Origin of the sequence: Actinomyces sp. oral taxon 181, assembly GCF_018370895.1 — a bacterium.
Classification (GTDB): domain Bacteria; phylum Actinomycetota; class Actinomycetes; order Actinomycetales; family Actinomycetaceae; genus Pauljensenia.
Map to the genome: position 1 here is coordinate 1 of NZ_JAGYZL010000004.1, position 13,500 is coordinate 13,500.

A 13,500-nucleotide genomic window follows, 5' to 3' on the forward strand; every position below is an offset into this window, starting at 1 on the left:
GAAACGTAGGACGACCATTGGCCAGAAACCCCAGGCGAATCCGCAGCAAGCGGTCAATACACTGAATGCAGCCATCCCAGCAAGGAGCATCTGTCGACGATCTATCAGGTCTGACATTGGTCCTGCTATGAGGGCGCAGAGTGCGTAGCCGAGTGCGTAGGCGCTGACCATCCACCCTGATGCTTCTACTCCGACTCCGAATTGTTGACGTAGTTCAGGTAGCAGTGGTGCTACCAGGAATGTGTCAGTTCCAACAACAAATAGGGTGGAGAAGCTGATCCAGCCGAGCGTTGTGTCGGAGATGTGCGTTCGTTGGGGTGTTTGAATGTGCACGGGGGCTTCCTTCTGTAGTATTTAAGGCTGATAGTTCGTTGGTATACGAACTGTCCTAGCCTACACCACGGTTCGTTATTTGACGAACTACGAAGTAAGCTTTATGGTTGTTGGTGGAAGGAGATCAGTTTATGGCCGAGGCGCTGGAGCAACCGAGCCGTGAGGAATTGGACCTCAACCGGGTCCTACGCGCCCTCAGTGATCCCACGCGTCGGGACATTCTTCATTCACTGCTCGATGGCACCAAGTCATGCAGCGAATTCGAGGTTTCTATAGCGAAATCCACGTTGTCCCAGCACCTTAAACTTCTACGAGAATCAGGACTGACCCATACCGAGATTCAAGGCAAAAACCGATTTGTTAGTCTCCGGGACGCTGACATTGAGGCGCGCTTCCCCGGACTACTTGCAGCGGTTGGGATTCTTCCATGACACTGGCCTTGGGTAAGACCTGGCTTTCGAGCACCCGTGCTGCGCCCGCGTTATCCGTTCGACCGGGACTTACTCTCTTCTTTACACTGCGCTAAGTCTGTGACGACCGATACCTTTTGACGATGGCCTGCACTTTTTGACGAGCGGTTCACCGCAGCCGCCGAATCCGGCCGCAGCACGGCCACAGGGCACTTCAATACCGTCCGTGGGCCTCGACCCGCCGCGCCCGGCAACCCCAAAACCTCGGAATAACAGGGAAAACACGAAGAACGCTCACCCGGATACCTTGTATCCAAATGAGCGTCCTATTAGAGCGGGCGACGGGAATCGAACCCGCGCTGTCAGCTTGGGAAGCTGAAGTTCTACCATTGAACTACGCCCGCGAGGCGTCTGATACCAATCGGTATGACCGGCACAACTCGTTCATCATAGCGGCTCCCCCGCCTGCAGTCCAAAGCATGACCTTTAGACTTAAAGGCGTGACTTCACCCAACCCGCGCCCCGTTGTTGCCGCTGCAATCTTTGACCGTCTCCCCCACCCAAGCGCGCTTTTGTGCGCTTCCCGCTCCTACCCTGAAGATTTGCGAGGCCTCTTCGAGCTCCCCGGCGGAAAGGTTGAGGAAGGGGAAGACCCCCTGCACGGCCTCGTACGCGAAATCGACGAAGAGCTGGGGTGTGCGCTGAGGATTGCTGAACCGGTCCTCACCCCCGAGGGGAAGTGGTGGCCGATCCTCAACGGTCGGGTGATGGCGGTGTGGGGATGCACCCTTGCTGACCCCACCCAAACCTTGACTCCGGGAGCCTCGCATCTCGAGTTGCTGTGGACTCCTCTTGACCACGTGATGGATTTACCGTGGATCCCTGCTGATTTTCCCATCGTCCAGGCGGCAATCAATCAGTTCTCGTCTGGGAAATCCATGTAAATCGGCGAATGATCAAGACAGATCCAGAATTTCTGTCAGAATAGCTTTATGCCGAAAATTATTGGAGATTCGCTGGCCGACCATCGAGAGCTCACGCGCAACCGTCTTTTTGATGCACTTGCAAGTCTTCTTGCTGAGCAGCCATTCGATTCAATCTCTATGTCGCAGATCGCTTCGCGGGCAAAGGTTGGACGCACCGCGGTCTACAACCACTTCCCCGACAAGGAAGTCCTGCTGCTGGAATTCATGCGCCGGGTGACGATGCAGTTCTCCCAAAAACTCCAAGAAGCACTTGATCAGGTTGATGATCCACTTGCCCAACTGCGCATCTACATTCGTGCGCACTTAGAAATGACCACTCGTTATCACCTGAACTCGACCTTTAATCTGCGCACTCAAGTTTCTCGTGAAAACTCTGCGCACCTGCACGATCATGCGACGATTATTTCGACGCGGCTCTTGGAAATCCTTGCGCGTTGCATGGAAACAGGTGCAATTCCACGGCAAAACCCCCACGTATTGATTCCGCTTATTCATTCATGCCTTGCAGGGAATCGCCTTCCGGCCAACCCTCAGACCCGCGAAGCAATAATCCGCACTGTCCAAGCCTTCATCTTGCGAGGCATAGGGGCTGATGTTGAGGTTGCTTCTTCAGCTGAACGCGCGGGATCTACCACCGCAGTTCAAGAAGTTTCGACTGCAACAACGCCAGAAGGGGACGCTCGCGATAATTCGTATATGCGTTGTCCCATCAGTGCCTGACATCGTGTGAATCAGCTAACTCCGATAGGATCGGGGAATAAGTGGCCGGCACGAACCGTTGAGCTGGACATGAAGCGGGGCAGGTGCCCCAATACAAATTAAAGGAGTGCCCTTCAATGAGTACCATCGAGCTCACCACTGAAAACTTCAGCGAGACCGTTAATTCCGACAAGATTGTCCTGGTTGATTTCTGGGCGACTTGGTGCGGTCCGTGCCGTCAGTTCGGTCCCATCTTCGAGTCCGTCTCGGAGAAGCACCCCGACATCGTTTTCGGCAAGGTTGACACTGATGCGCAGCAGGAACTTGCTGCTTCCGCTCAGATTTCGTCGATCCCGACCCTGATGATCTTCCGCGAAGGAGTCCTGATCTTCCGTAACTCCGGTGCCCTTCCGGCCGCTGCTCTTGAGGATCTCATCTCTCAGGCAGAGGCCCTGAACATGGAAGAGGTTCACGCAGAAGCCAAGAAGCACCAGGAATCTCACAACGACTGATGCTTGAACACGGTGTGCGATAAATGTGCACACCGCCAAAACTCAAAAGGGGTTGGAGACGGCCAAGCCGTCTCCAACCCCTTTTTCTGTCTAATGAAACGCAGCTTTGAGCACTCAGCCAAGCAGTTCTTGAGCTACCAGCTCTGCTAGTTGAATCGCGTTCAAAGCCGCTCCCTTGCGCAGGTTATCTCCGCTGACGACAAACACGATTCCACGGTTATCCGGAACCGCTTGATCCTGACGAATACGGCCGACGAAGACATCGTCTTCACCCGCGGCCTCGAGAGGGGTCGGAACATCGACGACGCGAACGCCGGGAGCGCTGCTAAGCGCAGCCACGGCCTCGTCGCGAGAAATCGAGGAGGGGAACTCAGCGTGAACGGTCATGGTGTGTGCGGTCAGGACCGGCACGCGCACGCAGGTCCCGCTCACCAGAAGATTCGGGACGTGAAGGATACGACGCGATTCATTGCGAAGCTTCTGCTCTTCGTCGGTCTCAAAGCTGCCGTCATCAACAATCGAACCGGCCAAAGGAACGACATCGAAAGCGATGGGCGCGACGTAGACCTCAGGGGTGCCGAAATCAACAGCGTGACCGTCGGTCGTAAGCCCCTCAAGATTTTGATCAGCAGCTCCACGGACTTGATCGATGAGCTCGCGAACGCCCTTGAGGCCAGAGCCGGAGACCGCCTGGTAGGAGGAGACAGTCAGTCGATCGATACCGCCCGCAGCTTGCGCAAGTGGCTTAATTGCAGGCATGACGGCCATGGTCGTGCAATTCGGGTTCGCGATGATGCCCTTGGGGCGGTTCGCAACGTCTTCACCGTTCACTTCGGAGACAACCAGCGGGACCTCGGGGTCCTTACGCCATGCGGAGGAGTTGTCGACGACTACGGCGCCGGCTGCCGCAAACTTGGGGGCATACTCGCGCGAGGCCGTAGCTCCCGCAGAGAAAATCGCGATGTCGATCCCCGAGAAGTCAGCGGTTGCGACGTCCTCAACGACGACCTCTGTGCCCTTCCACGGCAGGGTAGACCCCGCCGAACGTGAAGATGCGAAGAAACGAATCGTTTCAACCGGGAAATTGCGCTCTTCCAAGATCGTGCGCATGACGCGACCAACCTGGCCGGTCGCACCGACAACTGCAACAGTCAAACCTGACATTTTCAAGCCTCTCTTACTAGCGATGGACCGACTCAGCGGCCAGTACCCGCATACACAACGGCCTCGGAAACCTCAGCGTCCAAGCCGAAAGCGGAGTGAACAACGGCAACTGCACGATCCAGATCATCCAGCTTCGTCACAATCGACAGACGGATCTCGGAAGAGGAAATCAGATCAATATTGATTCCCGCCTCAGACAGGGCAGCGAAGAGTCGCGCGGCAACACCGGGGTTCGTACGCATACCCGTTCCCACCAGCGAAAGCTTGCCAATATTCGGGTTGTAGAGGACCTCTTGGAAACCGATCTCTTCCTTCGCGGCATCCAAAGCATCCAGAGCAACCTGAGCGTCGGCCTCGGGAATGGTGAAGGTGATGTTCGCGCGAGTGCGATCGCCGACGGGGATGTTCTGGACGATCATGTCGATGTTCGCGCCCGCAGCGGCGATCGTCTGGAAGACCATCGCGGCGCGGCCGGGGTGGTTCGGGACACCGGCGACCGTAATCTTGTCCTGGCCGCGGTCGTGGGCAATTCCAGAGATGATGGGCTGTTCCATCTTTCCTTCTTTCGGGTCGAGGAATGCGGCGTCAGGGACCAATCCCTTGAGCGCCGGCGAGGCCGGGCGGTCTGAAATCCAGGTTCCTTCCTTCTCGGAGAAGGAGGAACGAACGTGCAGGGGAACCTTATAGCGGCGGGCGAATTCGACCGCGCGCAGGTGAAGAATCTTTGCACCATGCGCAGCAAGTTCCAGGGTTTCTTCCGTTGAGATCGAACGCAGGCGGTGTGCCTTGGAGACGATTCGCGGATCAGCAGAGAACAGGCCGTCGACGTCGGTGTAAATCTCGCACACATCGGCGTGCAAGGCAGCCGCGAGCGCAACCGCGGTCGTATCGGAACCTCCTCGACCCAAAGTCGTCACATCATCATCGTCAGAAATTCCTTGGAAACCGGCGACAATTGCGACCTGGCCTTCAGAGATTGAACGGGCGACGCGTTCGGGGACCATACCGGTGATCTGGGCGCGACCATAAGCGGAAGTTGTGTGGATTCCGGCCTGCGCGCCGGTGAAGGCCTGTGCGGGAACACCCAACTCGTTAATTGCCATGGACAGAAGGGACATCGAGATACGCTCACCGGCGGTGAGAAGGATGTCCATCTCACGTTCGGGTGCGTTGTCGGTAATCTGCGCGGCGGTGTCCAGGAGGTCGTCGGTTGTATCGCCCATTGCTGAAACGACGACAACAAGCTTGTGTCCCGCGTTCCGAGTCTCAACGATGCGCTTTGCAACGCGTTTAATCGCTTCAACATCGGACACGGATGAGCCTCCGTACTTTTGCACGATGAGCGCCACGGGTGGTCCTAACTGTCTGCGTTTGGGTTATCTGTTCTTATCGTCCCTGAAAACTCGCACACATGACGAGTACTGACCAACACGTGAACGTTTGTGTCGATTTATGAGCGTAACTTTCGGCACACTTGGCATATTCCTAGGACCAACGAATATGGTTGAACTACATCCACGGAAGGAGTCCTCGATGCCGCACACGATTTACGGGACCCCGGTTGTTCACGGTGTCTCCTATGCACCGCTTGTTTGGACGTCCCGCCCAGCCCTCCCTTCCGACGATTTCACTCCCCTACCGCCCGAGGACCGCCCAGCCATCGCCGTCTCCCTTGAAGAGATCTGCAAGAAGGTCGGCGAGGAGCTCTTCGAACGCTCAGCGCAGGCACTGGGCGACGTCTCAGACGTCCTCGTCATGACTGCGTCTTTAGCAACCGACCCGACATGGATCCGTGAAGCTCAGTCGTGGATCTTCTCCGGTGTTCCGGCGCCGCAATCAGTTGTTCGGGCGACCGATAAATTCGTCGAGGTTTTCCGTTCCTCCGGTGGACTGATGCTCGAGCGCATCGCTGACCTCTACGACGTCCGCGACCTGGTCCTTGCTCACCTTGCCGAGGCCGACTCTGGGATCTTTGCATCGGGAGCAGGGACGCCAGTCGATGCTCCTCAGAAAGTGGCCCCTCACGCTCCCTATATCGTGTGTGCACGCGACCTATCCCCTTCAGATGCGGCGAACCTTGATCCCAAGTATTGCGTTGGAATTGCAACGGAACTGGGCGGTCCGACCTCGCACACATCGATTATTGCGCGCCAGTTGGGGATCCCCTGCATCGTCGCCGTGCGCAACTTGAGTGAATTGCGCCAGGGGGATCTTGTATTGATGGATGCCTTTGTGGGGTCTTTGGCAACTGAGGTTTCTGCCGAAGAGGCACAGGCTGCGGTTCAGCGAGATCAAAAGCGCGCACAGGCGGTAGCTCATTGGAACGCGCCCGCTCACACCAGCGATGAACATCCAGTGAAGCTGTTGGCCAATATTCATGACCTCGCAAGCGCGCAGGCCGCGGCCCAATCCCCCCACCTTGAATCAATCGGCCTCTTGCGTTCAGAACTGGCCTTCTTAAACGCACACAGCGAGCCAACAATTGAAGAGCAAGTGAACTTTTACTCGGGGGTTTTTGAGCAATTCCGCGGGCATTCGGTATGCGTGCGCACCCTGGATGCGGGTTCAGATAAACCACTGGCCTATGCGACAATCCCCGGCGAAGACAACCCTGCGCTTGGCGTCCGAGGAATCCGAACCTCTGGCCCTTACCCGCAGATCCTCCACAACCAACTGGAAGCGATCGCCCTGGCAGCCATCCAACACCGAGAAACCTCGGTATCAATCATGGCTCCCATGATTTCAACGATTGCCGAAGCCCAGTGGTTCGCTTCGACCGTCCGCCAGCTTTCCGAACGCTTCGAGGTTGAACTGCGCTCGGGAATTATGATCGAGGTCCCCGCGGCGGCACTTTTGATCGATTCCATGATGCAATACGTCGATTTCGTATCGATTGGGTCGAATGATCTGACACAGTACACGATGGCTGCAGATCGCATGTCACCTGACTTGGCCGAGTATTCCGATCCCTGGCAGCCCGCACCTTTGCGCCTGATTGCGCAGGTTGCGCGCGCTGGCCTTGAGCACGGGGTAAGCGTGAGTGTGTGTGGCGAGGCCGCAGCAGACCCGCTACTCGCCTGCGTTTTCGTTGGTATGGGTATCCCCGCGCTGTCGATGCCGCGCTTGGCAATTCCCTCGGTGGGCGCGCAGCTTGCTCAGGTCAGCCTGGCACAGTGTCGCTTAGCTGCCGCTTCCGTTGTCGAGGCCTCTGATCCCGGCGAGGCGCGCTACCGTGCACGCGGGGCACTCCAGGTGAAGTTTTAGGGACAAGCAAGGATCTGAAGTCTCACTTCTGCATACGCAGATACCTGACTGAATCTAATCGGACGATTAAAAAGCCCGGTTCCACTCTTCAGGTATTCCGAGGCTCGGAGTTCGAACCAATGGGTTCTGCAGAAATTCCTCAACAAGGAGCCTCGAAACTTTATCCGGCCATGTAGTTCCCGGAGACGTTACTCTCAGAAGATGTGACATGACGACAATCGCACCAAAGATGCGTTCACTTTGTCGTGGTTTTAATACGCTCAATCGCATCGAAAAGGAGGGTACGTAGCTTCCGATCAGCCTCATACAATGCGGCTACATCCGCGAAAGAGATCCCATTGTCGAATTCATCGAGATGTGTACCATCATCGTCATTCGCAGATAAAGATCCAGCCCACTCTCAACCATATCGGTTGAGGCGGGCTGAACGATTAACACAAGAATATATGAAAAGAGAACCCCTTGTCAGCGACTTTGACTGAAACTCGCTAACTCATTCACCGATCGCCGGCAAGATGACCGAGAAGGTTGTTCCGTGTTCGCCGGGCTGACCTTCTCCTTCGCACAAGGTATCGACGTCCACTCGGCCACCCAAGGCCTCGGCAATCGAAGAAACGATCGACAGGCCCAGCCCTGAGGATCCCTTCCCCTGACGTGAGCGCGAAGTGTCGCCTCGGACGAAGCGATCAAAGACAGTCGCACGCAGCTCGGGTGCAATTCCCGGTCCATCATCGGCAACGCTCAGGCGAACAAACCCCGGCGTCGATGCGGTACCGGCGATCGTTTGCACTCCAACTTTGACGTGAGTACCAGCGGGAGTGTGGATCCTCGCGTTATTGACCAGGTTTGCGAAGACCTGGCGAAGCGCAGACTCATCACCCAGCACGGTGCAGGAAGTGCAGGAATCGGCCTCGTCATCAATTTCGGGAAGGTCCAGGCTCCACTGATGATCCGGACCTGCTGCATGGGCGTCTGACACTGCGTCGATAGCCAATGGGATCACGTCGACCGGATCACTGGCCAGCTCACGTCCCGCATCAAGGCGAGCCAACAGCAGAAGATCCTCAACCAGACCGGACATACGTGCGGACTCAGACGCGATTCGCGAAAGCGCGAGCTCTTGGTCTGTTGCCCCTCGTTGAAGAAGCTGCGTGTAACCCTGAATTGATGCCAAAGGAGTTCGGAGTTCGTGCGAGGCATCGGCGACGAATTGACGCAGGCGCTGCTCGGATTCCGCGCGGGCCTGAAGCGCAGTTTCAACATTGTCGATCATGGTATTCAACGCGAAACCGACATCGCCAACTTCATCCCCGGGTTGGGCAATGGAGCTATCAACGCGATCAAAAGTGTCAACAGTCGGTGCGGCGATCAGATCTTGAGAACCGATATTCCGCGCGGTTGCCGCTACCTCACCCAAAGGAAGCATTTCCCTGCGGATCCACTTGCGACCGATGAAAGTTGCGCCGGCGATCACGATCAAAGCGATGAGGCCTTCAAGAGCCACCAACATAATCAGCGTCGAGTTATTGGCTGCCAAAGACAGACCAACGACCAGTGTCCGCGACTCTGATTGAGCGCACATGATCCTGAAAGTACCTAAATTCGGCAAGCTGGCATTGTGTCCGTGTCCATCACAACGCAAGGAGAGAATCTGCTGCTGAGCAGCACTATCGAGCTCCACCACATCAAATTGCTTGACGACACCCGAAACGATCTCATCATTGTCCTTGATGAGCTGCAACTGGCCTTCTGAAGAACCTGGGCCTCGCAAGCCGCGCGGGCCGTGTTCACTTGGCGAGGCGGAGGAACTTGGGGATTTCGACTGCGATGGAACGTGGTGATCATCGTGATCATCCTGTGACCCGGCCGTCGGAGGCGGGGGCGGAGGAACAGGTTGTTGCAAACTGAGCTCTGCGTTCTTTTCAAGCCTGCTGAGCATGGATTCGAGCGAACTATCGATCTTGGAAGTCATCCACGAATGCATTGCAAGCGCCGAGGCGGCAAGCATTGTCACCAGAGCGATGGCGACGGCAGCCGCAAGAAAACGGCTCAAACGCACTGTCAACAGGCGTGAACGCTTCCGACGCGCACCGCTTGATGACGCACCTTGGGGGGCAGAGGCTGTCATCGATGCTCCTACGAGGCGGGCCTGAGGATATAACCGGCTCCCCTGACCGTGTGAATCATGGGTTCGCGCCCAGCGTCAATCTTCTTACGCAAATACGAAATGTAGAGCTCAACGATATTCGCCTGACCGCCAAAATCGTAGGACCACACGCGATCGAGGATCTGCGACTTCGACAAGACAACATTTGGGTTTTCCATGAAGTAGCGCAGCAGCTCGAATTCAGTGTTGGTGAGCGTAATTGCTTCACCGCCGCGCGCAACATCGTGAGAGTCTTCGTCCAAGGTCAGGTCGCCAACGGTCAGAACACGTTCAGCGGTGACCGAAGCCATCCCAGATCGGCGAAGCAGTGCGTCAATACGCGCAGTGACTTCATCGAGGTCAAAAGGCTTAGTGACGTAGTCATCTGCACCTGCACGCAGTCCAGCAACGCGGTCGGCAACGGCGTCACGCGCCGTCAAGAACAGGACGGGAAGGTGGGGCTTGCGCTTGCGCAGGCGTTCCAGGGTTTCCATTCCGTCGAGGCCGGGCATCTGGATATCCAAGACGACGACATCGGGGTCAAAAGTATCGGCCTTATCCAGTGCTTCCCAACCGTTTGCCGCGGTTTTTGTCTCCCAGCCCTGATGTCTCAAGGCCGATCCCAAGAGTTCAGCGAGGACGGATTCATCGTCGACGACAAGAATGCGCGCGGGCGTCCCATCGGGGCGAATAAAGCTGGACTCTGATGTACTCACGTCGCGATCCTTTCATAATTTCCGGGGAAATTCAGGACATATTACGCCGGCCTTCCATTGCCCGTCCCAGGGTAATGGAATCCGCATATTCCAAATCGCCGCCCACGGGAAGTCCCATGGCAAGTCGCGTTGTCGTCACACCAATTGTCGAAAGGGTGCGCGCTAGGTACGAGGCGGTCGCCTCACCTTCAATATTCGGGTTTGTCGCGATGATGACCTCTTGAACAACACCATCTGACAGGCGTCCCAGAAGCTGACGAATACTGAGCTGATCGGGGCCAATCCCGTGGATGGGATCAATAGCGCCACCCAGAACGTGGTAGCGTCCGCGGAATACTCGTGAATTCTCAATGGCCTGGATGTCCTTGGGTTCTTGGACAACACAGATCACGCTGGGATCACGCCGAGGATCACGACAGATCGAGCATTCATCATCTTCGGTAAGATTCCCGCACACAACACAGTGCTTGACCTGATGACGGACCGCATTGATCGCAGTGGTCAGACGCTCGACATCCTCGGGCTCGGCCTCGAGAAGGTGCAAAGCCATACGCTGCGCGCTTTTTGGCCCCACTCCGGGAAGTTGTCCCAATTCATCGATGAGGTCTTGAAGAGCTCCTTCGTACATGCGTCACCACCCACCCTGGTCGTCAGTCTTTTGTTCGATGATGGTTCCGCCCAAAATGTCCAAAACTGCTGGAATTCCAAAGAGATTCGATTCGGACATATCCTGATCATCGATGCTGGCACTGTCGTCCTCTGCCGCAGAAACGCTGGGAGTTGCGGGAATTTCCTGCGCTTCTTCCTCTGCCGAGGCGTCTGCTGAGGCTGCTGCTGCTTCTTCTTCCTCGCTCGCGTCATCAGTTGAAGGTGCGTCGTCATCTTCTTCCATGCGCGCAAAACGCTGCGAAGGAAGGGGCGTAACTTCAGCGAAGTTTGGAACTTCAGGAGCTGACTCTTCTTCACGCGGGTCAAAACTTGGAGGCTGAACGACAGTTTCACTCCAACCTGAAGTCGCAACAGGCTCATCCTCTGGTTCATCATCAGGTTCAGGTGATGGAACAGGTACTTCCTGCGAATCCTGCTCTACCTCTTCAACCTGATCCCCCGGATCAAAAGGGGGCGGCGCCTGAGTATGCCAATCGTAAGATTCTGGTGCCTGCGGATCATAGGGTTTCGAGGCATCGATCGGTTCCGCCGGAACATGGAATTCCGGTGCCGGTGCGGCTTCGTGCGCCGAAGTGTCTGAGCTGTCCAGCCCGCCGGAGACCGATTCTTGAGCAGGTGAAGCCTGAGCGGCTGTGGAGTGAAGAGGGGCGGCCTGCGCTGGGAAGCTCTTCACAGGAGCCGCACTGGAGTGTGCATTGGCAGAAGGCGTTGAAACTGCCGGCCCACCGCCGGATTGCCCCACCTGTGCACTGACGTGCAAACGAACACCCAAGACGTCATAGATCGTGTCCTCCACGATCTGCGCGCGTCCCCCGTTTGTAAAGCTTGCGACCATTCCTTGGCTGGGGAAGAGGATGACCAATTGATCTCCGTCAACGGCACCCAATTGCCCGTTTTGAGACAGCAAACTCCACACAACCCTGCTGTGCGTAGCCAAACGCTCAACAACATCTCCCCAGCGCTGCCGCACAAGATCCGCATTGGGTGCAGCAGCGGAGTGCGAAACCTGCGCGGGTGCAGCAGCGGGAGTATCAACAGGAGCGCTGTGCTGGGCAGGTGCATCGCTATGAGCAGCAGGGCGAGTGACCTCCCAGTCGCCAGATGAGGGCTGAGACTGGGGTGCATGTTCTGCCTGTCGAGGCGAATCAATGCGACCATCGGCGGAAGCTTCTGGCGCCACCGAGGCGCCCTGGTGGTCCCCGCTCTTCTGGGCTTTCTTGCGTGCAAGAGCCTCACGCGCCTGACGAGCACCAAATGAACCCGAGCCAGCCGGGGCCTCGGCAGGAGCACCGCCCCCAACCAAGCCGACTCCACCAGAGAGCGGTCCCGGGGTACCCGCCATCGGGCCAGCGACCGCTGCAGGTGCTACTCCATAGGCACCAGCAGTCGCATCAACGCCTCCACCGGGCACCAAGATTCGGCCGATGAGCAACTCAAGCTGCAGCCTAGGTGAGGTCGCGCCAGTCATGGAGCGAAGGGCCTCGTCAGTGAGGTCAGCAGCGCGCGACAAGGCCTGCGTGCCCCAGTTCTTTGCCTGGACGCTCATACGTTCAAACTGATCGTGAGGCGTACCCACCAACACATCGTTGGCGCCATCACCCGCGACGGCAATAATCAACAGATCGCGCAAGCGCTGCAAGAAATCTTCGACAAAACGACGCGGGTCATGACCCGAAGACACCATTTTTTCGATCACGCGATACGCAGCACCGCCGTCGCCCCCTGCAAGAGCATCGACAGTCTCATCCAAAAGCGCAGTATCCGTGTAACCCAAGAGAGCAACAGCGGTCTTATATGCGATCTCGCCATCGATTGCCCCGGCCATCAACTGGTCCAAGACCGACAGAGAGTCACGCACAGAACCGCCACCGGCGCGGATGACCAGGGAAAGGACACCTTCACCGACGCGAATATGCTCCTCATCGCACAGAGTCTGCAGGTAGGGTTCCAAAATATCCGGTGGAACCAAGCGGAAGGGATAGTGATGCGTACGGGAGCGGATGGTTCCAATGACGCGCTCGGGTTCCGTCGTCGCAAAGATAAACTTCACGTGCTCGGGCGGCTCTTCCACGAGCTTAAGCAGGGCATTAAAGCCCTGGGGGCTGACCATGTGGGCTTCGTCGATGATGAAGACCTTGTAGCGGTCACGCACCGGTGCAAAAGTGGCGCGTTCACGTAGGTCACGCGCGTCATCCACACCACCGTGCGAGGCGGCGTCGATTTCAACAACGTCGAGTGAACCCGGGCCACCGGTTGCCAGTTCACGACAGGACTCGCATTGACCGCAAGGCGTATCCGTTGGACCTTCAGCGCAGTTCAGGCAACGCGCCAAAATACGCGCAGAGGTCGTCTTTCCACACCCGCGCGGACCAGAAAATAAGTACGCATGATTCACCCTGTGGGCACGCAGAGCTGCCTGGAGGGGTTTGGTCACGTGTTCCTGGCCGATGACCTGTTCAAAGGTATCGGGCCTGTACCGGCGATAAAGAGCTGTCGTCACACTTGAACTTTACGGCCCCGCGCGCTCATTTGCGTCCTGTTTTCACCACAAGCCGCAAGAACACAGCGAAAATCATAAAAGTGGAGGCCCAAGCAGTTTCC

At 56.9% G+C, this 13,500-nt stretch carries 13 protein-coding genes and 1 tRNA gene; 5 read left to right on the top strand and 9 right to left on the bottom strand.

What is annotated here, in order from left to right:
- A partial coding sequence (locus tag KHW85_RS02795) for an MFS transporter (protein ID WP_291458716.1) occupies nucleotides 1-333 on the bottom strand: 333 nt, incomplete at its 3' end.
- A gap of 131 nt (nucleotides 334-464) precedes the next feature.
- On the opposite strand from KHW85_RS02795, the gene KHW85_RS02800 reads away from it, so the two are divergent.
- Entirely contained in the window at nucleotides 465-764 is a 300-nt protein-coding gene (locus KHW85_RS02800; RefSeq protein WP_009408156.1) for a metalloregulator ArsR/SmtB family transcription factor, read from the top strand.
- Between the two features lie 312 nt (nucleotides 765-1,076).
- On the opposite strand, the gene KHW85_RS02805 is transcribed toward KHW85_RS02800, so the two are convergent.
- A tRNA-Gly gene (locus KHW85_RS02805) sits at nucleotides 1,077-1,147 on the bottom strand.
- A gap of 96 nt (nucleotides 1,148-1,243) precedes the next feature.
- Here KHW85_RS02805 and KHW85_RS02810 point away from each other — a divergent pair.
- From KHW85_RS02810 to trxA, 3 genes are all read left to right on the top strand, one after another.
- Nucleotides 1,244-1,687: an NUDIX domain-containing protein gene (locus tag KHW85_RS02810; protein WP_291458717.1), complete on the top strand. Its 444-nt coding sequence runs from the start codon at nucleotides 1,244-1,246 to the stop codon at nucleotides 1,685-1,687.
- A gap of 48 nt (nucleotides 1,688-1,735) precedes the next feature.
- Complete coding sequence (locus tag KHW85_RS02815; protein WP_291458718.1) at nucleotides 1,736-2,449, top strand: TetR/AcrR family transcriptional regulator; 714 nt, start codon at nucleotides 1,736-1,738, stop codon at nucleotides 2,447-2,449.
- Nucleotides 2,450-2,565: 116 nt separating this feature from the next.
- Nucleotides 2,566-2,940: a thioredoxin gene (gene trxA / locus KHW85_RS02820; RefSeq protein WP_009748246.1), complete on the top strand. Its 375-nt coding sequence runs from the start codon at nucleotides 2,566-2,568 to the stop codon at nucleotides 2,938-2,940.
- Between the two features lie 114 nt (nucleotides 2,941-3,054).
- On the opposite strand, the gene KHW85_RS02825 is transcribed toward trxA, so the two are convergent.
- Together KHW85_RS02825 and KHW85_RS02830 are read right to left on the bottom strand one after the other, a co-directional pair.
- Nucleotides 3,055-4,104: an aspartate-semialdehyde dehydrogenase gene (locus KHW85_RS02825; RefSeq protein WP_291458719.1), complete on the bottom strand. Its 1,050-nt coding sequence runs from the start codon at nucleotides 4,102-4,104 to the stop codon at nucleotides 3,055-3,057.
- A 32-nt stretch (nucleotides 4,105-4,136) separates the two neighbouring features.
- Nucleotides 4,137-5,453, bottom strand: coding sequence for an aspartate kinase (locus tag KHW85_RS02830; protein WP_291458720.1), 1,317 nt, complete (start codon nucleotides 5,451-5,453; stop codon nucleotides 4,137-4,139).
- 184 nt (nucleotides 5,454-5,637) lie between these two features.
- Here KHW85_RS02830 and KHW85_RS02835 point away from each other — a divergent pair, with 184 nt between their 5' ends.
- Nucleotides 5,638-7,368, top strand: coding sequence for a putative PEP-binding protein (locus KHW85_RS02835; RefSeq protein ID WP_291458721.1), 1,731 nt, complete (start codon nucleotides 5,638-5,640; stop codon nucleotides 7,366-7,368).
- A 235-nt stretch (nucleotides 7,369-7,603) separates the two neighbouring features.
- Here KHW85_RS02835 and KHW85_RS02840 read toward each other — a convergent pair whose 3' ends face one another.
- From KHW85_RS02840 to KHW85_RS02860, 5 genes are all read right to left on the bottom strand, one after another.
- Complete coding sequence (locus KHW85_RS02840; RefSeq protein ID WP_291458801.1) at nucleotides 7,604-7,678, bottom strand: hypothetical protein; 75 nt, start codon at nucleotides 7,676-7,678, stop codon at nucleotides 7,604-7,606.
- 183 nt (nucleotides 7,679-7,861) lie between these two features.
- A complete protein-coding gene (locus KHW85_RS02845) occupies nucleotides 7,862-9,496 on the bottom strand; it encodes a HAMP domain-containing sensor histidine kinase (RefSeq protein ID WP_291458722.1) in 1,635 nt (544 codons plus the stop codon).
- An 8-nt stretch (nucleotides 9,497-9,504) separates the two neighbouring features.
- A complete protein-coding gene (locus KHW85_RS02850; protein ID WP_291458723.1) occupies nucleotides 9,505-10,230 on the bottom strand; it encodes a response regulator transcription factor in 726 nt (241 codons plus the stop codon).
- Nucleotides 10,231-10,261: 31 nt separating this feature from the next.
- Nucleotides 10,262-10,858, bottom strand: a complete 597-nt coding sequence (gene recR, locus KHW85_RS02855; RefSeq protein ID WP_019126766.1) for a recombination mediator RecR — start codon at nucleotides 10,856-10,858, stop codon at nucleotides 10,262-10,264.
- A gap of 3 nt (nucleotides 10,859-10,861) precedes the next feature.
- Complete coding sequence (locus KHW85_RS02860; protein WP_291458724.1) at nucleotides 10,862-13,399, bottom strand: DNA polymerase III subunit gamma and tau; 2,538 nt, start codon at nucleotides 13,397-13,399, stop codon at nucleotides 10,862-10,864.
- Nucleotides 13,400-13,500 lie beyond the last annotated feature (101 nt).